Origin of the sequence: Mesorhizobium sp. M0184 (assembly GCF_040322215.1) — a bacterium.
Classification (GTDB): Bacteria; Pseudomonadota; Alphaproteobacteria; order Rhizobiales; family Rhizobiaceae; genus Mesorhizobium.
Genome location: NZ_JAMYSZ010000016.1, coordinates 92,281 through 113,624 on the forward strand (window position 1 = coordinate 92,281; position 21,344 = coordinate 113,624).

Annotated in this window: 17 protein-coding genes; 2 read left to right on the plus strand and 15 right to left on the minus strand. The window is 64.5% G+C overall.

Going from position 1 to position 21,344, the window contains the following annotated elements; all coding sequences use genetic code 11:
* Positions 1-4: 4 nt before the first annotated feature.
* From NKJ23_RS20320 to NKJ23_RS20365, 10 genes are all read right to left on the minus strand, one after another.
* Positions 5-949 carry an ABC transporter permease gene (locus NKJ23_RS20320; RefSeq protein WP_023678177.1) on the minus strand — a complete coding sequence of 315 codons (945 nt, stop codon included), beginning with the start codon at positions 947-949 and terminating at the stop codon, positions 5-7.
* The gene (locus NKJ23_RS20325) at positions 946-2,001 is read right to left on the minus strand and encodes an ABC transporter permease (RefSeq protein ID WP_352540873.1); all 1,056 of its coding nucleotides are present in this window, start codon (positions 1,999-2,001) and stop codon (positions 946-948) included. Before NKJ23_RS20325 ends, NKJ23_RS20320 begins: the two co-directional genes overlap by 4 nt.
* Positions 2,001-3,491 (minus strand): ABC transporter ATP-binding protein, encoded by a 1,491-nt coding sequence (locus NKJ23_RS20330; RefSeq protein WP_502902554.1) that lies wholly within the window; start codon positions 3,489-3,491, stop codon positions 2,001-2,003. Before NKJ23_RS20330 ends, NKJ23_RS20325 begins: the two co-directional genes overlap by 1 nt.
* Before the next feature lie 212 nt (positions 3,492-3,703).
* Positions 3,704-4,735, minus strand: a complete 1,032-nt coding sequence (locus NKJ23_RS20335) for a BMP family protein (RefSeq protein ID WP_352681881.1) — start codon at positions 4,733-4,735, stop codon at positions 3,704-3,706.
* Positions 4,736-4,887: 152 nt separating this feature from the next.
* Positions 4,888-6,093, minus strand: a complete 1,206-nt coding sequence (gene pcaF, locus NKJ23_RS20340) for a 3-oxoadipyl-CoA thiolase (protein WP_352681883.1) — start codon at positions 6,091-6,093, stop codon at positions 4,888-4,890.
* A 142-nt stretch (positions 6,094-6,235) separates the two neighbouring features.
* Positions 6,236-6,997 carry an SDR family NAD(P)-dependent oxidoreductase gene (locus tag NKJ23_RS20345; protein ID WP_023678183.1) on the minus strand — a complete coding sequence of 254 codons (762 nt, stop codon included), beginning with the start codon at positions 6,995-6,997 and terminating at the stop codon, positions 6,236-6,238.
* A 12-nt stretch (positions 6,998-7,009) separates the two neighbouring features.
* Positions 7,010-7,822, minus strand: a complete 813-nt coding sequence (locus NKJ23_RS20350; protein ID WP_352540869.1) for an ABC transporter permease — start codon at positions 7,820-7,822, stop codon at positions 7,010-7,012.
* Positions 7,822-8,685: an ABC transporter permease gene (locus tag NKJ23_RS20355; RefSeq protein ID WP_352451300.1), complete on the minus strand. Its 864-nt coding sequence runs from the start codon at positions 8,683-8,685 to the stop codon at positions 7,822-7,824. The genes NKJ23_RS20350 and NKJ23_RS20355 overlap by 1 nt, the downstream gene beginning before the upstream one ends.
* 76 nt (positions 8,686-8,761) lie before the next feature.
* Positions 8,762-9,925, minus strand: coding sequence for an ABC transporter substrate-binding protein (locus tag NKJ23_RS20360; protein WP_352451301.1), 1,164 nt, complete (start codon positions 9,923-9,925; stop codon positions 8,762-8,764).
* Positions 9,906-11,036, minus strand: a complete 1,131-nt coding sequence (locus NKJ23_RS20365; RefSeq protein WP_023678187.1) for an ABC transporter ATP-binding protein — start codon at positions 11,034-11,036, stop codon at positions 9,906-9,908. Before NKJ23_RS20365 ends, NKJ23_RS20360 begins: the two co-directional genes overlap by 20 nt.
* Before the next feature lie 114 nt (positions 11,037-11,150).
* Here NKJ23_RS20365 and NKJ23_RS20370 point away from each other — a divergent pair, with 114 nt between their 5' ends.
* The gene (locus tag NKJ23_RS20370; RefSeq protein WP_352451302.1) at positions 11,151-11,963 is read left to right on the plus strand and encodes a helix-turn-helix domain-containing protein; all 813 of its coding nucleotides are present in this window, start codon (positions 11,151-11,153) and stop codon (positions 11,961-11,963) included.
* An 8-nt stretch (positions 11,964-11,971) separates the two neighbouring features.
* On the opposite strand, the gene NKJ23_RS20375 is transcribed toward NKJ23_RS20370, so the two are convergent.
* The 5 genes from NKJ23_RS20375 to NKJ23_RS20395 all read right to left on the minus strand — a co-directional run bounded on the left by NKJ23_RS20375 (position 11,972) and on the right by NKJ23_RS20395 (position 18,670).
* Entirely contained in the window at positions 11,972-14,041 is a 2,070-nt protein-coding gene (locus tag NKJ23_RS20375; protein WP_352451303.1) for a 3-hydroxyacyl-CoA dehydrogenase NAD-binding domain-containing protein, read from the minus strand.
* A gap of 121 nt (positions 14,042-14,162) precedes the next feature.
* Positions 14,163-15,110, minus strand: coding sequence for an ABC transporter permease (locus tag NKJ23_RS20380; RefSeq protein ID WP_352456288.1), 948 nt, complete (start codon positions 15,108-15,110; stop codon positions 14,163-14,165).
* Between the two features lie 2 nt (positions 15,111-15,112).
* Positions 15,113-16,087, minus strand: a complete 975-nt coding sequence (locus tag NKJ23_RS20385) for an ABC transporter permease (RefSeq protein ID WP_352681887.1) — start codon at positions 16,085-16,087, stop codon at positions 15,113-15,115.
* Between the two features lies 1 nt (position 16,088).
* Entirely contained in the window at positions 16,089-17,582 is a 1,494-nt protein-coding gene (locus NKJ23_RS20390) for a sugar ABC transporter ATP-binding protein (RefSeq protein WP_352681931.1), read from the minus strand.
* A gap of 74 nt (positions 17,583-17,656) precedes the next feature.
* The gene (locus NKJ23_RS20395) at positions 17,657-18,670 is read right to left on the minus strand and encodes an ABC transporter substrate-binding protein (RefSeq protein ID WP_352451306.1); all 1,014 of its coding nucleotides are present in this window, start codon (positions 18,668-18,670) and stop codon (positions 17,657-17,659) included.
* Positions 18,671-18,889: 219 nt separating this feature from the next.
* On the opposite strand from NKJ23_RS20395, the gene NKJ23_RS20400 reads away from it, so the two are divergent.
* Positions 18,890-21,301 carry a glucan 1,4-alpha-glucosidase gene (locus NKJ23_RS20400; RefSeq protein ID WP_352681889.1) on the plus strand — a complete coding sequence of 804 codons (2,412 nt, stop codon included), beginning with the start codon at positions 18,890-18,892 and terminating at the stop codon, positions 21,299-21,301.
* Positions 21,302-21,344 lie beyond the last annotated feature (43 nt).

Here is a 21,344-nt window from a genome sequence, read left to right on the forward strand (position 1 = left end):
GCCGCTACCGCTCTTCGCGCCGGAACGGCTTGAGCAGCGCCGACGGGGCCACCGCATTGCGCGACATCACCGCCATAGCGACGATGGTGAAGATGAACGGCAGCATCAGGAAGGCCTCGTAGGGGATATGGCCAAGCCCGCTCGCCTGCATACGCAACTGCAAGGCGTCAACGAAGGCAAACAGCAGTGCCGCGCCTGCCGATCGCCACGGATCCCAGCGGCCGAAAACGACGAGCGCGATTGCCACCCAGCCACGCCCCGAAACCACGCCGAAGGTGAAGGCGTTGAATTGCGCCATCGACAGGAAGGCACCGGCCAGTCCCATCAAGGCACCGCCGAGGATCACCGCCTGGAAGCGTGTTGCAATGACGCTGACGCCGGCAGAATCGGCGGCACGCGGGTTTTCGCCGACCATGCGCACCGCTAGGCCCCAAGGCGTGCGGTAGAGCACGAAGGCGGCCAGCGGTATGGCCAGCATCGCCATGTAGACCAGCGAAAACTGATTGAACACCGCCGGCCCAAGCACCGGTATGTCGGACAGGATCGGGATCGGCAGCGTCTCGAACCCCTTGATGTTCGGTGGCACCGATTGCTGTCCGAAGATCAGCCGGTAGAGGAAATAGGCAAGGCCCGACGAGAACAGCGTCACGCCGATGCCGCAGACATGCTGGCTGAGGCCGAGCGCTACAGTGAACAGCGCGTGCACGGCGCCCATCAGCGCCCCGGTCAGCACCGCCGCGAGCACGCCAAGCCAAAGGCTGCCGCTGAGGCTCGCCGCGGTGAAGCCGGTCATCGCCGACAGAAGCATGATGCCTTCGATGCCGAGATTGAGCACCCCGGCGCGCTCGGAGAACATCTCGCCCAGCGTCGCAAAGGCCAACGGCGTGGCGATGCGGATGATGGCGGCCAGGAAGCCGACCTGGAATATCTGCTCCAGCACCACGCTCATTTGGCTATTCCCACGCGACGGAGGCGATAGGCGGTGAACAGCAGCGCCACCAGCATGGCAAGCAATGCGGTTCCCTGAATAACATCGCTGAGGAAGGCCGGAACGCCGGTCGCCCGCGACATCGCCTCAGCGCCGGTCATGACGGCGGCAAGGAAGATCGCCGCCGGCACGACGCCGAGCGGATTGAGCCTCGCCAGCATGGCGACGACGATGCCGGAATAGCCATAGCCCGGCGAGATGTCGCTCATCACCTGGAAATGCACGCCGCCGACCTCGCCGACGCCGGCAAGGCCGGCCAATGCGCCAGACAGCAGCGCCGTCGAAATCAGCACCCGCTCGACATTGATGCCGCCATAGCGCGCCGCCTCGGGGTTTTCGCCGGTGACCCTGATGCGGAAGCCGAGCGTGGTGCGCGCGACCACGAACCAGATGACCGGTGCCGCGACCAGCGCCGCGACGACGCCGAGATGCAGCCGTGTGCCTTCGAGCAGCACCGGAAAATTGGCCGTATCCTCGATCGGCGGCGAGATCGGGTAGCCGCTGAAACTGTCCTTCCATGGCCCCTCGATCAGCGCCATCAGTGCATAGAAAATGACCGAGTTGAGCAGCAGTGAGCTGACCACGTCATCGACCCTGAATTTTACCCTCAGCGTGGCGGGGATCAGGGCGACGGCCGCGCCGGCGGCAGCGCCCGCCAGCGCCATCAGCAGCATGGCGAGCGGCCCCGGCATCGGGATTGCACCGACGGCACAGCTCGCCGCCGCACCAGCCAGCAATTGCCCTTCGGCGCCGATGTTCCAGAATTTGGCGCGGAAGGCGACCGCCACGGCCAGTCCGGTGAAGATCATCGGCGCGGCACGCACCAGCGTTTCGGTGATGGCGTAGCTGTCGCCCAAAGACGCCGAAAACATAACGCCATAAGCCTCGACGACGCCGGCGCCGGCCAGTGCGATGAGGCCGCTGCACAAGATCAGCGTCGCGCCGATGGCGAGCAGCGGCAGCGCCAGATTGAACCAGGCGGGCGTTGAGGTGCGGGCCTCGAGACGGAACATCAGGCATGGCCCTCCGCTCCGGTCATCATCAACCCGAGTCTGGCGATGCTGGCGTCGGCGCTATCCAGCGTGCCGACGATGCGGCCCTCATACATCACCGCGATACGATCCGAGAGCATCAGCAACTCTTCCAGATCCTCGCCGATGACGATGATGCCGCAGCCCTTGGCGCGCATGTCGAGGAATTTTTCGTGGATGAAGCGCGCGGCGCCGATGTCGAGGCCGCGAGTCGGCTGCGAAACGATCAGCACCTTCGGATCGAAGGCGAGTTCGCGCGCCAAAAGCGCCTTCTGCAGATTGCCGCCGGAAAGCGCCCCGGCGCGCGTCATCGGCCCGGGGCAACGTATATCGTAGGCTTTGATCTGTGCCTCGGCGAAGGCGCGGATCCCATCCGGCTTGAGCAGGCCGTTGCGGCTGAACGCCGCCGTGCCGATGCGCGGCAGCACCATCGAATCGGCGAGCGGCAGATTGGTGACCAGCCCTGTCGTCATACGGTCTTCCGGGATGCGGCCGAGGCCGAGCGCCTGCACTGTGCTCGGCGAGAACCGCGAAACCGTTTTGCCGGCTATGGTCATCTTCCCGGCATCGGGCGCACGCACGCCGGAGATGACCTCGGCAAGCGCGCGCTGGCCATTGCCGGAGACGCCGGCGATGCCGAGGATCTCGCCGCCACGAACCGACAGCGAAACATCGCGCAGCGCCATGCCGGAATGATGAGATGTCGAGATACCGTCGAGGGTCAGCACGGCCGCACCGGGCATCGACGGTCCTCTGGCCGGAGGCACGATCTCGTGGCCGCACATCAGCCGCGCCATCTCCGAGGACGTGGTGCTGGCCGGCGCATCGACGCGGCCGGCAACGCGCCCATGCCGGAGCACGACGCAGCGATGCGTCAGCGCTCGCACCTCGTTGAGCTTATGCGAGATGAAGATGATGCCGAGCCCTTGTGCCGCCATCGAGCGCAGCGCCGAAAACAGCCCGTCGACCTCGGTTGGTGCCAACACCGCCGTCGGCTCGTCGAGGATCAGCAGCCTTGCGCCGCGAAACAGCGCCTTGACGATTTCGAGCCGCTGTTGCTCGCCGACCGACAGCGCCGAGACAGGGAGGTCCGGGTCGAGCGTCAGCCCGTGCTGGCGGCCGATCTCGGCGAGCCGCGCCAGCCCGCCGGCGCGGTCGATCCGGCCCGATCTGCCGGGAATGCCGATCAAGAGGTTCTCCAGCACCGAAAGCCGCGGTGCGAGATGAAAATGCTGGTGCACCATGCCGATGCCGGCGGCCAGCGCATCGGCCGAACTGTTGATCGCCACCGACCGGCCCTGCACCAGGATCTCGCCGGCATCGGGCGCATAGGCGCCGAACAGCACGTTCATCAGCGTCGTCTTGCCGGCGCCGTTTTCGCCGAGCAGCCCGAGGATTTCACCCGGCGCGACGCTGAGATCGACGGCCTCGTTCGCCTTGACGGCGCCAAAGCTCTTGGAGATGCCGCGCATTTCAATAAGAGGGGCAGGCGTTGACAAGGCGGGATCCTGGTGGCGTTGACGCCGATATCCCTCCCCCTTGAGGGGAGGGTGCCGAGCGAAGCGAGGCGGGGGGGGTCCCCTCAGCTGCCTCGACGTTTAGACCGAAAAAGATGGAGCGCGTCGCCGAGGACCCCACCCGGCCCTGCGGGCCACCCTCCCCTCAAGGGGGAGGGATGCGCCGCTCAGTCCGAGACCGGCGTATTCTCATCGACGTCGACGCGGAAATTGCCATCGAGTATCTCGGCCTTCTTCTTCTCGACCAGTTCCTTGACCTCGGCCGGCAGCGTCTTGTCGAACTTGTGATAGGGCGCGAGGTAGGAGCCGCCCTTGGCCATGCGCGAGAAATCGCCGTAATCCTGCGCGGTGAAGACGCCGGCCTTGACCAGCTTGATCGCCTGCTCGACGGTCGGATACATGTCCCAGACCGGCCCGGTGATCACGGTGTCGGGGCCGAGGCTCGACTGGTCCGACATGTTGGAGATGGCGAGGATCTTTTTCTCCGCCGCCGCTTCGATGACGCCGAAGCGCTCCGCGTAAATCACGTCGACGCCGGCATCGATCTGGGCGACCGCCGCTTCCTTTGCTTTTGGCGGATCGAAGAACGAGCCGATGAAGGCGACCTTCTTATTGATGTTGGGATTGACCTCCCTGGCGCCGGCAAAGAAAGCGTTGACCAGCCGGTTCACTTCCGGAATGCCCATCGCCGCGACGGCGCCGATCGTGCCCGATTTCGACATCTTTCCGGCGATCATCCCGGACAGATAGGCCGGCTCGTGGATCCAGTTGTCGAAAACGCCGAAATTCGGCTCGGCCGGCCCGGCGCCGGAGCCGAACAGGAAGGCGGTCTTCGGGAACTGCTTGGCGGTCCTGCGCGATTCGCGCTCGGCGGCGAAGGCATCGCCCAGCACCAGCTCATAGCCGCCCTGCGCATATTCGCGCATGACGCGGCTGAAATCGGCCGTCTGCACCTTCTCCGACCATTTGTATTCGATGCCGAGTTCCTTCTCGGCCTTCTGCAGGGCGACGTGGATCTGGTTGTCCCACGGCTCCTCGATCGGCGTGGCGAAGATCGCCGCCACTTTCAGCTTCTTGGTCTTGGCAAAGGCGCTGCCCGGCAGCATCGCTGCCGCCAGGCCGAGCGCGCCCAGCTCCAGCACGTTGCGTCGCGAAAGCCCGTCGCGTTTCGATTGGATTCTGCTCTTTTTGTTGTCCATTGCATGCCCCTCTGATTGGCGCCGCGTCGAGCCGGCTCTCTTCTCCGGAATATCGGCGAAGGAACTATGGAGCGGTGCCCGGCTTTTGTCCACATGGTCAAATTTGAGTGGGTGGAACGCGCCATTAAATGGCCCGGCAAATCGACGCTTGCTCACAATCTCTCGAGCGCCACCGCGATGCCTTGGCCGACGCCGATGCACATGGTGGCGAGGCCGTAGCGGCCGCCGCGTTCGCGCAGTTCCAATGCCGCCGTGCCGGTGATCCGCGCACCCGACATGCCGAGCGGATGACCGAGCGCGATGGCGCCGCCATTCGGATTGACGTGCTCCGCGTCCTCGGCAATGCCGAGCTGGCGCAGCACGGCAATGCCTTGCGAGGCGAAGGCCTCGTTGAGCTCGACGACATCGAACTGTTGTGGCTTCAGGCCGAGCCGGGCACACAGCTTCTGCGTGGCCGGCACCGGACCGATGCCCATGATGCGCGGAGCGACGCCGGCGGTGGCACCGCCGAGGATACGGGCGATCGGCGTCAACCCGTATCTTTTCGCGGCTGCTTCCGAGGCGACGATCAGCGCCGCGGCGCCGTCATTGACGCCCGAGGCATTGCCGGCCGTAACCGTGCCGCCTTGCCGGAACGGCGTCGGCAACTTGGCCAACGCTTCGATCGACGTGCCGCCGCGGGGATGCTCATCTCTGTCGACAACGACCAGATCGCCCTTGCGCTGCGCGATCGTCACCGGCGTGATTTCCTTTGCCAGCCGGCCATTGGCTTGTGCGGCTACAGCCTTGTCCTGGCTGCGCACGGCAAATGCGTCCTGGTCGGCGCGGGAGACAGCGAACTCTTCCGCCACGTTCTCGCCGGTCTCCGGCATCGAATCGACGCCGTATTGCTTCTTCATCAGCGGATTGATGAAGCGCCAGCCGATCGTGGTGTCGTAAATCTCGGCATTGCGCGAAAAGGCGGTCTCTGCCTTCGGCAGCACGAACGGAGCGCGGCTCATCGATTCGACGCCGCCTGATATCATCAGCTCCGCCTCGCCGGCCTTGATGGCGCGGGCAGCAATTATCACCGCATCCATGCCCGAACCGCAGAGACGGTTGACGGTCGAGCCCGAAACCTCCTTGGGCAGGCCGGCCAGCAGCAGCGCCATGCGCGCCACATTACGATTGTCCTCGCCGGCCTGGTTGGCGCAGCCATAGACGATGTCGTCGATGGCAGCCCAGTCGATGTTTGGATTGCGCTCGACCAGCGCCTTCAGAGGGATAGCGCCGAGATCGTCGGCACGGACCGCCGACAACGAACCGCCGAAGCGTCCGATCGGCGTGCGGATGTAGTCGCAGATATAGGCCTCGGCCATTATGCAGCCTTCCCGTTTGCGCTGATGGTTTCTGCTCGCGACCCAGCCATGTTGGCCGCATTCTCCTTGAGACGAAAGCACATCTCGCCGCCGGCCGTTAGGCCAAAGAGAATTTCAGCTGCCGCCCGCCGGGAGCGGCGGATCAGCCGATGCTTTCTCCACCGTCGATCACCAGCGCCTGACCGGTCATGAAGGACGAGCGGTCGGAGACGAGGAACAGGATCGCTTCGGCGATTTCCTCCGCGCTGGCCCAGCGCTGCATGGGAATTTTGGTGCGGACATAGTTCTCGATCGCTGCCCGCCCGCCCATCTGCGCGATGAACGGCTCGTTGAAGGGCGTATCGACCCAGCCGGGGCACAGCGCGTTGATGCGGACATTGTGTTTGGCATAGTCGAGCGACATCTGCCGGGTCATCGCCACCACTGCATGTTTTGACGTTGCGTAGGCGATCATTTCGCGGTCGTAGAACACACCCGAATTCGAGGCGGTATTCAGGATCACCCCGCCGCCTTGCGCGATCATCGACGGCATGACCAGCCTGGCCGCGAGGAACTGCGCCCGCACATTGATCCGCCAGGAGGCATCCATGCCGTCGGCGCCGACTTCGGTCAGCGTGCCGCCGACCTGGATCCCGGCATGATTGTGCAGGATGTCGATCCGCCGATGCCGGCCCAGCGTTCCCGCAATGAGCTGCTCGACCGCCGCATCCTCGCCGACGTCGGTGGCGACGGCCTCGGCCCGACCGCCGGCCGCACGAATGTCGGAAGCGGTTGCTTCCCCCGCCGCCTGGTCCCTGTCGGCGATCACCACGAGCGCGCCTTCCCTGGCCATCATCATGGCGCCGGCACGCCCGATCCCCGACCCGGCACCCGTCACCACGGCGATGCGATCTCTCAGAATCATGTTTTTTATCTTTCAGTGTGATGGTTTCCGTTGCCGCAGTTGCCATTGGGCAAGCACCACGAGCAAAACGGAGGCGACGAGCACGATCGTCGCGATGGCATTGATCTCCGGCGTGACCCCGCGCCGGATCGAGGCGAAGACATAGATCGGCAATGTCGTCTGTGCGCCGGCGACGAAGAAGGCGACGATGAAATCGTCGAAGGAGAATGTGAAGGCGAGCAGGAAGCCGGCGATCACCGCCGGCATGATCTGCGGCAACACGATGCTGCGGAACGTCGTCAGCGGGGTGGCGTAAAGATCGCTCGAGGCCTCGACCAGATTGCGGTCGAGGCTGCCGAGGCGCGTGCCGACAATCATCGCCACCAGCGCCATCGAAAACAGCCCGTGCGCGGCGATGATCGAGCCATAGCCGAGCGCCAGGCGCGGTGGCTGGTCGTTCGGCCACAGCGAAGCGACAAACGGGTTGACCACCCCGAATAGCTGGACCAGCGCGACCAGCGTCGAGATGCCGATGACGACACCAGGAACGACGATCGCAGCACCCAAAAGCGCATCGAACACGGCTCGCGTCCGCGCCCCGACACGCGCCAGGCCAACCGCGGCGGCCGTGCCGCACAGCGCCGCCAGCAAGGCGCTGGTCGTGGCGATGAACAGGCTGTTCTTCAGCGCTTCGACCAGGAACGGGTTTGCTAGTGCCTTGCCGTACCATTGCACCGAGAAGCCAGTGAACTCGCTGGCGTGGTGGCCGGCGTTGAACGAAAACAGCACTACCAGCGCGATCGGCAGGTAGAGAAAGGCAAAGACCGCAACGACGAAGGCACGCATCAGATCAGGTCCACCCGGCGGGCACCCGAAAGCCGGGTCGAAATGCGGTTCGCGGCAAGCAGCACGACCACTGAAACCGCCACAAGTGTGATGGCGATTGCCGATCCGAATGGCCAATTGCGCGATTGCAGGAACAGATCGACCAGCGCGTTGCCGATGAAGAAGACCTTGCCGCCGCCGAGTAGCGTCGGGATCAGATATTCGCCGAGCAGCAGGATCATGACCAGCGAGAAGCCGGTCATCACACCTGGCAGCGACAGCCGCAGCGTCACGCCGAGGAATGTCGAGATCGGCGTCGCGCCGAGATCGGCGGAGGCCTCCAGCAGCCGGCGGTCGAGCCGCTCGAGGCTGACATAGATCGGCAGGATCATCAGCGGCAGATAACCATAGACGATGCCGAGCAGAACCGCTCCCGGCGTGTTGATCAGCCGCACGTCCTCCATCCCGACATAGGCCAGCAGAGCTGGGATGCCGCGCCCGCCAAGCACATACATCCAGGCATAGGTTCGCATCAGCAGGCTGGTCCAGAACGGGATGACGACAAGCGCCAGCAGGATCAGCCGCCACCGTTCGGGTGCGCGCAAAGCGAGGTAATAGGCGACCGGATAGGCAACGAGAAGACAGGCCAGTGCGCCCGCCGGCGCCAGCACCATGGTGTTCCAGAAGGCGGTCGCCCGCGCCGGAAGATTGGCAAACTGCGCCAAGGTGAAAGCGGCCTGATAGCCGCCTTCCGGCGCCCGCTCGCCGACGCTGAAAACGGCAATCGCCACGAACGGCAAAACTAAAAACACCACCAGCCACGCCGTTGCTGGACCGAGCAGCAGGGCGGTCAGGAGATTGTGACGGAGGACGTTGCTGCGCATTGAAAAAACCGCCCGGGTGCCGGCGGACATCTGTCCGCCGGGGAGTTGCCTGCATCGAGCCTGTGGCCTGCCCGGTTCAAGCCGACTTGAAGCGTGCCATCAATTCGGCCCGGCCCGGATCGGTTAGCGTCGCAGCCGCACCGAATTCGAGCGGCTTCAGCAGATCCGCCGCCGGATAGAGGATCGGATTGTCCAGCACCTCCTTGGGCAGCAGCGCATTGACCCGCGCATCGGTGGAAGGCGCACCGTTGGCCAGGTGCTCCTTGACCGCGACTTTCGGGTTCATCAAATAGTTGAGCAAGGCATAGCCGGCAGGCTTGTTCGGCGCATCCTTGGGTATTGCGTAGAAGTCGGTCCAGATCTCGCCGCCTTCCTTGCCAAGCACGTAGGCGATTTCGGGGATGTCGCGGTGGAGCTGCGCCCCGTCATTGGTCCAGCACATCGTCATCCACGCGTCGCCGGCACGCATCGACGGCTGGTAGTCGCTAGAGACCGCGAACAGATGCGGCTTGACCTTCAGCAGCAATTCCTCCGCCTTGGCGAGTTCCTCCGGCCTCAGCGAGTTGAACGAGAAGCCGAAATATTTCAGCGCGTTGCCGATCGTGGTCAGCTGGTAATCATGAACCATGGTCCGGCCGTCGCCCTCCGCCATGGCCGTGTCCCAGAATTCCTTCCAGCTCGTCATCGGCTTGGTCAGTTTCTTGGTGTTGACGGCAAATCCGGTGGTGCCCCAATTCTTCGGCACAGCGTAGGTCACCCCGTCGATGGTGCCTTCCCCAGTGAAGCGCGGGTCTTCTTGCGAGCCGTCATAATTGGCAAGCTTGGCCATATCCAGCGCTTCGATGATGCCAAGCTTCTTGTAAGTCGAGATCGTGTAGTTGGTCGGAACGAAAAGGCTCCAGCCCGAGGCGCCGGCCTGCAGCTTGGCCAGCATCTCCTCGTTTGACCCGAACACGTTCACCTCGACGGCAACGCCGGTTTCGGCCTTGAAATTCTCGAACGTCGCCGGGTCGTGATAATTGGGCCAGGTGGCAATCGACATGCGGTCGCCAAGCCCCTCCTGGGCGAAGGCTGGCGACGGCATGATGCCGAGTTCGCGGGCCATTACTGCCGTTGCGATGCCTAGGCCGGTGAGGCCAAGGAACTCGCGGCGGCCGATGGAACCGCGCTTGAGGCGCATCAACTGGTCGACGAATTTTTCAGGGCTTATCGGCAGTCCGTCACGATACGATTTCGACATTTTTGTTTTCCCTCTGGTTGGTCCCGTTATTCTCCGGAAACGCCAGCGGCGTTCCGGCTGTAAAGCCGACGGCGACGGGTTCACCCGGCTTGAAGAGATTTCCACCGCCAACCAGATGATCGGCCTTGGCGAGCAGCGTCCCGATGCCTTGGACCTCGATTGCATATTCCGCGGTGGAACCGAGAAAGATCCGGTTGCGGACAAGCCCGTTCAGCCGGCCGCTTCCGGGCGCGCCGAGACTTAAGGATTCAGGACGCAGGCTTACCGAGACGGCTTCGCCCTGGGCTAGCGAAGTGCGCTTGCGCGCGGCGATGACGGTGCCGTCGGCAAGCGCTACCTCGACGAGCTTGCCCGAGAGCCCGACGACCTTGCCGCTCAAGAGATTGGTCTTGCCGACGAAATCGGCGACGAAGAGGTCGGCGGGTTCGTCGTAGATTTCGCTCGGCTGCCCAAGCTGGACGATGCGCCCGCCATTCATGACGCAGACGAAATCGCTCATCGACAGTGCCTCTTCCTGATCGTGGGTGACCAGGACGAAGGTGATGCCGATCTCGCGCTGCAGGTTCTGCAGCTCTATCTGCATGTCGGTGCGCAGCTTCTTGTCGAGCGCCGCCAGGGGCTCGTCGAGCAGCAGCACCGCCGGCTTGTTGACCAGCGCCCGCGCCAGAGCGACACGCTGCTGCTGGCCGCCGGAAAGCTCATGGATCTTGCGGCGTCCATAGCCGGCAAGCCGAACCATGGCGAGCGCCTCGCCTGCCTTCAGGCTGATCTCCCGCGACGACAGGCGCGGCCGCGCCTGGCGTAGGCCATAGGCGACGTTGTCCGCCACATCCAGATGCGGAAACAACGCATATTGCTGGAACACCATGTTGACCGGCCGCCGATAGGGCGGCGTGCCGGCCATGTCGCGGCCACGGATGAATACCACACCTTCGCTTGGCTGTTCGAAACCGCCGATCATGCGCAAACAGGTTGTCTTGCCGCAGCCGGACGGCCCGAGCAACGCGACAAAGGCAGACGGCGGGATGGCAAGATCGATGCCGCTGACCGCGATCACGCTGCCGTAGCGTTTGGTGACCCCGCGAAACTCGATGTCGGGCACTGCGGTCAAAGCTGCGGGCTCCAGCGGCTAGTTGGTCTCGAAACGCTATCAGAGCCAATGGCGGCTAGTATATACCTCCCAGGTGGTATATTTCATCTATTTTCTCGTCTGGAGGGGTATGAATTGGGCGTTTCACGCAGGGATGAATACAGCCGGCTCGCTGCGCTCATCGCAGCGACGCGGGAGACGAGCGGCGAGCTTTTCGGCAAGGCGATGGTCGCCTGGCTCCGCCAGCATGTCAGCTTCGATCATTGCGTGATCTTCGGCTATCGCGGCGCCTCACGCCCGCCGCTGCTGTTCGAGACATTCTCGCCGGCCGAAAGCCACGTCTTCGTCGCGCTCTATCAGGAAGGGCCTTATCTGCTCGATCCGTTCCACCATGCGGCAGTCGAGCGCAAGGAAGGCTTTTGGCGCATGCGCGAATTGGCGCCGGATCGCTTCTATGCCAGCGAATATTACCGCTCCTATTACAGCCAGACCAGGCTTGCGGAGGAGGTCGGCTTTTTCGTGCCGCTGCCGGGAAAGGACGCGCTGGTGGTCTCGCTAATGCGATTGCGCGCTTCGGGGCCGTTCGGAACCGCCGATGCCAGGTTGCTGCGCGACATGGCGCCTGCGGTTATCAGCCTCGTCAGGCTGCGCTGGCCTACCCTTCCGGCTGACGGACCGGTTGGGACGAAGCAAGACGAGGCGATTGCTCCGGTCAGTGAGTTCGAACGTGCTCACATCTGGAAGAGCCTTTCGCTCACGCCGCGCGAGCAGCATGTCGTCGATCTGGTGCTTCAGGGCCATTCCACGGAATCGATTGCCAGGGCGATGCGCATCGTGCCGGGAACCGTAAAAGTTCATCGCCGCAACATTTACCGCAAGCTCAAGATAAAGTCGCAGGCGGGTCTGTTCGCGCGTTTTGTCGAGATCATGGACGCACGGATTCGGTAGTCCCAAGTTCAGCCGGCAGCGCCGTCCCAGGAATCGGTTTCGGCCATCTGCCTGAGCCGGGGTGCCACTCGAAAGACATCCTTGCCGGTCTGCTGGTGCCAGTGATCCAGCCGCCGGATGATCTTGTCCACGCCTTCGAGGCTCGCCCAGAACATCGGCCCGCCCTTGCCGACCGGGTAGCCGTAGCCGTTGACCCAGACGACGTCGATATCGGAGGCGCGGGCGGCAATCTTTTCCTTGAGGATTTTGGCGCCCTCGTTGATCATCGGATAGAGCGTCCGCTCGATGATCTCCTCGGCGCCGATCGCGCGCGGTGCAACACCGCGCTCGGCAGCCTTGTTGCGGATCAGCGCCTCGACATCGGGATCGGGCAGCGGCGTGCGCGAACCGCCTTCGTAGCGATAGAAGCCGCTGCCGGTCTTCTGGCCGAAATGTCCCTGTTCGCACAACGCATCGGCGATCACGGCCGTCTGGCCACGCGCCTTGCGGTTGCGCCAGCCTATGTCGAGGCCGGCGAGATCGCTCATCTCGAACGGCCCCATTGGCCAGCCGAAATCGGTGAACACCTGGTCGACCTGGCGCGGCATTGCGCCTTCCAGCAGAAGCGTCTCCAGTTCCGCACCGCGCGCCGCCAGCATGCGGTTGCCGACGAAGCCGTGGCAGACGCCGACGACGACCGGCACCTTGCCGATCCGCCGTGCCAGATCGACGATGGTCGCCAGCACGTCGGGCGAAGTCTTGTCGGCGCGGACGATTTCCAGAAGCTTCATGACGTTAGCCGGCGAAAAGAAATGCATGCCGAGGAGATCTTGCGGCCGCGACGTCGAAGCGGCGATTTCGCTGACGTCGAGATAGGAGGTGTTGGTAGCGAGGATCGCGCCCGGTTTGGCCACGGCATCCAGCCTGCCGAATACCTCCTTCTTGACCGCCATTTCCTCGAACACGGCCTCGACGATCAGGTCGCAATCGGCGAGGTCGGCATAGTCGGTGCTGCCCCTGAACAAATCCAGCCGCTCGCGCTTGGCGTCTTCGCTCAGCGAGCCGCGGATGACGGAAACGGCATAATTCTTGTTGATCGTCGCCAGCCCGCGCTGCAAAGCCTCGTGCGTCGCTTCCAGCAAGGTCACGGGGACGCCGCCGTTGGCGAACGCCATGGCGATGCCGCCGCCCATCGTGCCGGCGCCGATGACGCCGACCCGGGCGATCTTGCGCCTGACGACGTCCTTGCCGGCAATCTTTGCCGCCTCACGTTCAGCGAAGAACAAATGCCGCTGCGCGCGTGATTGGTCCCCGCCGACAAGCTTGACGAACAGGTCGCGCTCCGCCGCCAGCGCTTCGTCGAAGGGCAGCGTCAGGGCGTTGCGGACCGACTGCGCACAGGCGATCGGCGCCTCGAGGCCGCGTGCTTTGCCGGCAAGCACTGCCGCTTCCTTGTCGAACGCCGGCAAGTCGGCCTGGTCGAGGCGATCATTGCGGTCGCGCACCGGTGTGAACGGACCGCCTTTCGCGGCCGTTTCGCTGGCGAAACTCACCGCTTGCGCGGTCAGGTCGCCATCGAAGACGGCATCCACCAGGCCGGCGGCGAGCGCCTCGGCCGCACCGATCGGCGTTCCCGAAACGATCATGTTGAGTGCCTTCAGCGGACCAACCAGGCGCGGCAGGCGAACCGTGCCGCCGCCCCCCGGCAGCAGGCCGAGCTTGACTTCCGGCAGGCCGAGCCTTGCCGCTCGGTCGGCAACACGGAAATGGCAGCCGAGCGCCAGTTCCAGGCCGCCGCCGAGCGCAGTGCCGTGAATGGCCGCGACCGTCGGCTTGGCGATGGTTTCCAGCATGGCGACTAGGGCGCCCAGGTCCGGTTGCCGCGCCGGCTTGCCGAATTCGGTGATGTCGGCGCCGGCGACGAAGGTCCGCCCGGCGCATGCTATCACGATTGCTCCGACCGACGGCTCGTCGCGCAGGGAAACGAGCGCCTGCATCAGCGGCTCGCGCACATGGAAGCTCAGCGCGTTGACCGGCGGATTGTCGATGCTCACCACCGCGACGTTGCCGTGCCTTGTAGTGCTGACGAAATCGGACACGCAAACCTCACGCAATGATGTTGGCCAATAGCGCGACGGGATTTACAGCGCTGGCATGCGGATGGGAACCACGTGTTTTGCGGGCCGCATCGATATCCCCTCGCCGCCGGGTGGCCTTGCCTTAGCGCAGCGCCTTCTGCCCACCGGCGGCGGTGATGACGCCGACGATGATCAGCCCGGTCAGCACCAGGCGGACGCCGACGCTGACGCCGAACGTGTTGAGCATGGTCAACAGCAGCACCAGGAACAGTGCCGCGCCCCAGACCCCCGGCACATTGGCCTTGCCGCCCGCCACCGACGTGCCGCCGATGACGACGACGGCGATCGAGGCCAGCAGATACTCATTGCCGATATCGACATTGGCGCCGCGGAAATAGCCGGCGAGCAGTGCGCCGTCGAGGCCGCCGAGCGCGCCCGACAGCGTGTAGGTGAGGAAGCGGGTGCGGCCGACATTGACGCCGGCCAGCCAGGCAGCGCGGATGTTCTGGCCGATCGCCAGCACCGAGCGTCCGTAGATCATGCGCTGCAAAACGATGCCGGCGCCGATGGTGAACAGCACGGTGAGGATCGCCAGCACCGGAATGCCGAAGATCTGCCAGTTGGTGAAATCGGCAAAGCCCGGCGGCGGCTTGATCTGCAGGCCCCGCCCATAGCTGATATCGACCGACTGGATGACGAAGCTGGCCGATAGCGTCGCGATGATCGGCGGAATGCGCAGCGCCCAGATCAGCAGGTAGTTGACGGCGCCGATCGCCATGCCGCAGGCCAGCGCTGCCAGCAGGCCGACCGCGATCATCGCATCATTGCCGTCCATGACCTTCATGGCGACGGCGCTGGCAAGGCCGATATTGGCCGGCAGCGACAGGTCGACATTGCCCGGCCCGAGCGTGATGACGAACATCTGGCCGACGCCGACGATGACGGTGAAGACGGCGAGCGACAGCGCCGCCGTGATCATGCCGCCGCCGCCATAGCCGCCGGTGAAGGCGATGGTCGCCAGCCACACCAGCAGCGCCCCGAAGAACGACCAGATCCAGGGTCTGGCGAGCAGTGTCCGCAGCGATGCCATGCTCACCTCTCCCTGCGGCTGATCAGCACCCGCGCCGCCAGCACGATGATCAGGATGGCGCCGTTGGCGGCCACCTGCCAGTCGGGCGGAATGTGCATGAACGTCAAGAGCGGCGATGCCGCCAGCGCCAGCGTCAGCGCGCCGATGACGGCGCCGATCGGCGACACCCGGCCGCCGACGAACTCGCCGCCGCCGAGGATGACGCCGGCGATCGAAAGCAGCGTGTAGCCATTGCCGATATTGGCATCGGCCGAGGTGGTGATGCCGATCAGCGCCATGCCGGACAAAACGCCGAACAGGCCGGTCAGCGCAAACAGCGCGATCTTGGTGCGCAGCAGCGACCAGCCGGCGCGCTTGAGTGCGGCTGAATTGCCGCCCGATCCACGCAGGATGACGCCGTAGGAGGTGCGCATCAGGCCAAAGTGGACGACGGCTGCGATCAGCAATGCCGCGATGATCGGGAACGGAATGAAGGGTGGCTTGAAGGCCATCAGCGCCAGCAGCCAGTCCGGCGCCTTGCCGCCGGGCTTGGGCAGGATGAGGATGGCCATGCCCTGCCAGACAAAACTCATGCCGAGCGTCACCACGATAGAGGGCAGGTTGCGCAGATGGATCAGCGCGCCGAGCAGCGCGTAGACGCCGATCGACCCGAGCAGGATCACGACGCCGAGCAGCGGCGCGTCCTTCAGCCATGTCGCCGTCACGCAGCCGACGAAGCCGACAAAGGTGCCGATCGACAGATCGAGCTCGTTGCCGGCGATGACGAACATCTGCGCGATCGTCGCCAGAGCGATCGGGATCGCCAGATTGAGCATCAGGCTGAAACCGAAATAGCTGATGGCGCGCGGGTTGAGCCAGGCGATGGCGATGAGCACCAGCGCCAGCGACAGTGCCGGCAGCAGGCTGCGCAGCATGCGCGCCCGCCTCGTGGCGCGAGCCGAAGATTTTAGCCCATTCTCGAAGGATACCGCTGTCATCTCAGGCCGCATCGCCGAACGACGACTGGATGATCTTTTCCTCCGTCAGTTCGTCGCGACGAAGGTTGGCGACGATCCGGCCGTTCTTGAACACATAGATGTGGTCGCAATTGTCGAGCTCTTCGGTTTCGGTGGTGTACCAGAGGAAAGTGCGGCCATGGCGAGCCTCCTCGCGCACCAGGTCGTAGACTTCGAGCTTGGTGCCGATGTCGACGCCGCGCATCGGATCGTCCATCAGCACGATCTTGGCGTCGGAGCCGAGCGCCCGCGCGAACAGCGCCTTCTGCTGGTTGCCGCCGGACAGCGAGAAGATGTTGTTGTTCATGTCGGGCGTACGGATGCCGATTTTCCGCTGCCACAACTCGGCGAGCTCGGCTTCGCGCTGCGGCGAGATCAAGAGGCCGTTGCGCAATCGCGCCAGCGAACGGATGCCGATGTTCTCGGCAATCGACCATTGCGGAAAAATCCCGTCCGACTGGCGGTCGCCGGCAACCAGCGCCACCGGCGCGGTGACCTCGATGCCGGTCTTGGCACGGGAAGCCGCAGCAAAGATAGCCAGCAAAAGATCGGTCTGCCCATGCCCGGCAAGTCCGGCAAGGCCGATGATCTCACCGGCACGGGCGACGAGCTCGTTGCCGTCCTGCTGTCGCGCCGGGCGCGCCCGGACCCGCAGCGGACCGGGCTCCGGCTTGCCGCTCGCAATCTCTGCGGCGGTCTTCTCGCGCGCCTCCGCTCCGCCCATCGCCGTCACCAGCCTGTCGCGGTCGAAGGCGTCGGCCTGCCCGGCGGAGACCACTTTGCCGTCGCGCATCACCACGATCCGGTCGGCATTTCCGAGCACTTCGCCCAACACATGCGAGATCAGGATGCAGCTCTTGCCGGCGGCGATGAAGCGGCGCACGAACGCCAGCAGCTGGCCGGCGGTATGCGCGTCGAGCGAGGATGTCGGCTCGTCGAGGATAACCAGCTCAAGCGGCTCCTGCGTGACCGTGAAGGCGCGCGCCACCTCCACCATCTGCCGGCTGGTGATGGAAAGATCACCGACGATGTCGGATGCCGAGATGCTGTGGCCGGGGAAGATCTCGTCGAGCTTGGCAGCGATCAGATCGGCCACTTTGCGCCGCCAGCCGAAGCCATGCAGCGACGCGTGGTTGATCCGCGTGTTCTCGGCGACGCTGAGGTTCGGGCAGAGCGACAGCTCCTGGAACACACAGCGTATGCCGAGCTGCTGCGCGCGCGGCACCGAATAACTTGCCTCGACACCGCCGCGGACCGCGATCTGCCCGCTGTCGGGGGCAAGCGTGCCCGCCACCATATGCATGAGCGTCGATTTTCCGGCGCCGTTATGGCCGACGAGACCGACGCATTCTCCGGCACGAACGCTGAAATCGACACCGGCGAGCGCCCTGACGGCGCCGAAATGTTTTTCGGCTCCGTCCAGTCTTATGATGTCAAAACTGACGGCGCCGAAAAGCTTTTCGGCGCCGTCCGGCATGATGATGTCTGCATTGGCCTCGGGCATCCCTCAACGATACCCGGTTATCCGTGGCGGCAACAATAGCGCCATGCTCACTTGATGTTGGCCTTGATCGCCGCGATGGCGTCTTCCTGCGTGTATTCGTGGCTGGCGACGCCGCCCTTCGGAATCTTCGGCAGCGCGGCCTCGAAATCGTCCTGGGTGAAGGCAAGATAGGGCACCAGCAGGTCGTGCGGCACGTCGGTGCGGCCGTCGAGCACCTGCTGCGCCACCCAGAAGGCAAGCGTCGATACGCCCGGTGCGATCGATGCCGACCAGGTCTTGTAACCGTCCTTTTCCTTCTGCTCCTTCCACCACTGCAACTCGTCCTGGCGATTGCCCATGATGATGGTCGGGCGTGGCTTGCCGGCGGCGGCGAAAGCCTGCGCCGCGCCGTAGCCGTCACCGCCCTGGTCGACGACCCCGACAACATCCGGCAGCGAAGGCAGGATCGTCGCTACGGCTTTCTGTGCCGTGGTCTGGTCCCAGTCGCCGGTCACCGAGCCGACGATCTTGAACTCGGGATGGGCAGCGACGCCTTCGAGGATGCCGGCATGGATGGCATCGTCGATCGAGGTGCCGGCGAGGCCGCGGATTTCCAGCAGGTTGCCGCCCTTGGGCTGGAACTTGGCCATCTGCTCGACTTCCTGCTTGCCCATGTCCTTGAAGTCGACGACGACGCGGTAGGCGCAGGGTTCGGTGACGATACCGTCGAAGGAGACGACGACGATGCCGGCGTCGCAGGCCTGCTTGATGGCGCCGTTGAGCGCATCCGGAGATGCCGCGTTGATGACGATGGCGTCATAGCCCTGCAGGATCAGGTTCTGCACCTGGGCTGCCTGCGTCGGCACTTCCTTGTCGGCCGTCGTGAAGACGTCCGCGGCGCCGACCACCTTGTCGGCAACCGCCTTCTTGGTAACGATGGCGTAGCTGTCCAGCATCGCCTGCCGCCAGGAATTGCCGGCGTAATTGTTGGAGAAGGCGATTTTCTTGCCGCTGGTGTCGGCAAGCGCGGTACCTGCGGCGAGCATCGCCGCAAGAGCCCCCAAAACGAATATTTTCCTCATGTCATACTCCTCCCGTGAGTTGCTGTCTTGCTGGTGGTTAATGGCTGGCTGGTGGGGTATTGGCTGATACGCTCACAATCTTGTTTTTTATCTATTATCAGACAAATGCAGATAGGCGGCAAGCTGTCAACAGCAATCCATGGCCGGCGATCAACTTGCGGTGCAATCATTGAAACCGGTTCGACTCCTGGTCTAGGGATGGCACTGGAGACCGATTGAATGGCGACGAACCTTGCCCCGGGTGCACCCGGCATTCCGGCACGCTGGACCTCGAGCGCCAAGAGCGGCGTCGGCACCGCGCTCTCGCCGGCCTGCCCGATCTGGTTCACCATCAGCCACGGTATCCTCAACGAGATCTACTACCCGCGCCTCGATAGCGCCTGCACCCGCGATCTGGGGCTGATCGTCACCGGACCTGACGGCTATTTCTCGGAAGAAAAACGCGACGCCGAACACAGTATCGAACCCCTCGCGGACGGGGTGCCTGCCTACCGGCTGGTCAACACCGCAAGCGATGGAACCTACAGGATCGAAAAGCGCATCCTGACGGATCCGGAACGTCCCGTCTTGCTGCAGGAGATTATGTTCACGCCGCTCAAAGGCGCAGCCGCCGACTACCGCGTCTACGCGCTGCTGGCACCGCACCTCGTCAACGCCGGCATGGGCAACACCGCCTGGATCGACGACCATGAAGGACAGCCTGTCCTGTTTGCATCGGGACGCGGCACCTGCCTGGCGCTCGCCTCGTCGCTGCCGTGGAAGGTGTGCTCGGCCGGCTATGTCGGCGTCTCCGACGGCTGGCAGCAGCTTCGTCAAGGCGGCCGGCTCGATCTGGCCTGCCGCAGCGCCGAGGACGGCAATGTCGCGCTGACCGGCGAGATCGCCTTTTCGGCTGCGAACCCAAAAATATTGCTGGCACTGGGCTTCGGCACGACGCCGCAACAGGCGGCGCAAACTGCTTTCGCCAGCCTGAAGCAAGGTTTTGGGCCCGCAGCCAGATCCTACGTCGACAAATGGCGCAAATGGCAGGCCGGATTGCTGCCGCTGGACCGGCATGCGGCGTCCGGCCTCAACAGCTACCGCCTCAGCACGGCGGTGCTGGCGGCACACCGCTCGTCTGCCGGAGCAGCCGTTGCCAGCCTGTCGATCCCGTGGGGCTTCAACAAGGGCGACGACGACCTCGGCGGCTATCACCTGGTCTGGCCGCGCGATCTGGTCGAAACCGCCGGCGGCTTCCTCGCCGCCGGCGACCCGGCGGAAGCCTTGCGCATCCTTGGCTATCTGCGCGCGATCCAGCAGCCGGACGGCCGTTGGCCGCAGAACGCCTGGCTCGACGGATCGGCCTATTGGCCGGGCATCCAGATGGACGAATGCGCCTTCCCGCTGCTGCTTGCCGACGCACTGCGCCGCGCCGGCCATTTGCCGCCTGCCGCACTCTCCTCCTTCATGCCGATGATCGAGCGCGCTGCCGCCTATGTCGTGCGCAACGGCCCCGTCACCGGCGAGGACCGCTGGGAGGAAGACGCCGGCTACAGCCCGTTCACGCTTGCCGTCGAGATCGCCGCATTGCTAGCGGCTGCGGACATCTTCGATGCCGCCGGCAAAACAGAGCCGGCAAACTATCTGCGCGAAACCGCCGATGTCTGGAACGATCAGATCGAACGCTGGACCTACGTCGCCGGTAGCTCCTCGGGCGATGAAGCCGGCGTCGAGGGCCACTATGTCCGCATTGCGCCGCCCGACAAAGCCGGCGCGGCATCGCCGAAAGACGGCTACGTCCCGATCAAGAACCGCCCGCCGGCGGATACGGACCAGCCGGCCGAGGCGATCGTCAGCCCCGATGCGCTGGCGCTGGTCCGCTTCGGCTTGCGGGCAGCCGACGATCCGCGCATCCTCGACACGGTCAAGGTCATCGACGCGCAATTGCGCTGCGAACTGCCGCAGGGCCCGCTCTGGTACCGCTATAATGGCGATGGCTATGGCGAGCATGCCGACGGCGCGCCCTTCGATGGAACCGGCCGGGGCCGGCCCTGGCCGCTGCTGGTCGGCGAGCGCGCTCATTACGAGCTGGCGGCAGGCCGTAGGGATAGTGCGGCAAGCCTGCTCAGGACGTTCGAGAACTCTGCCGGACCGGGCGGCCTGCTACCGGAGCAGATCTGGGACGGTCCCGACATGCCGGAGCGCGAATTGCGGCATGGCGGGCCCTCCGGCAGCGCCAAGCCGCTCGTCTGGGCGCATTCCGAGCACATCAAGCTGCTGCGGTCGCTGCGCGACGGCACGGTGTTCGACATGCCGCCGCAAGGCGTCAAGCGCTATATCGAGGGCAGGACGGTGTCGCGCTTCAGGGCATGGCGCTTCAACCACAAGATCCGTACCATCCCGGCAGGCAAGGCGCTGCGCATCGAACTTCTGGCCCGGGCGGTGGTTCATTGGAGCAGCGACAATTGGGCAACCGTCCATGACACCGAGACCACCGCGAATGCTTTCGGCATCCATCTTGCGGAATTGCAGGTTGCCGAGATTGCTCCGGGCAATAGCCCGGGCAATAGCATTGTCTTCACTTTCTTCTGGCCCGATAGCGGCCATTGGGAGAATGCTGACTTTTCTGTCGGCATCGGCGATACCGGATAGAGCATGATCCCGCAAAGTGGAGACCGGTTTTCGGAAAAGATCA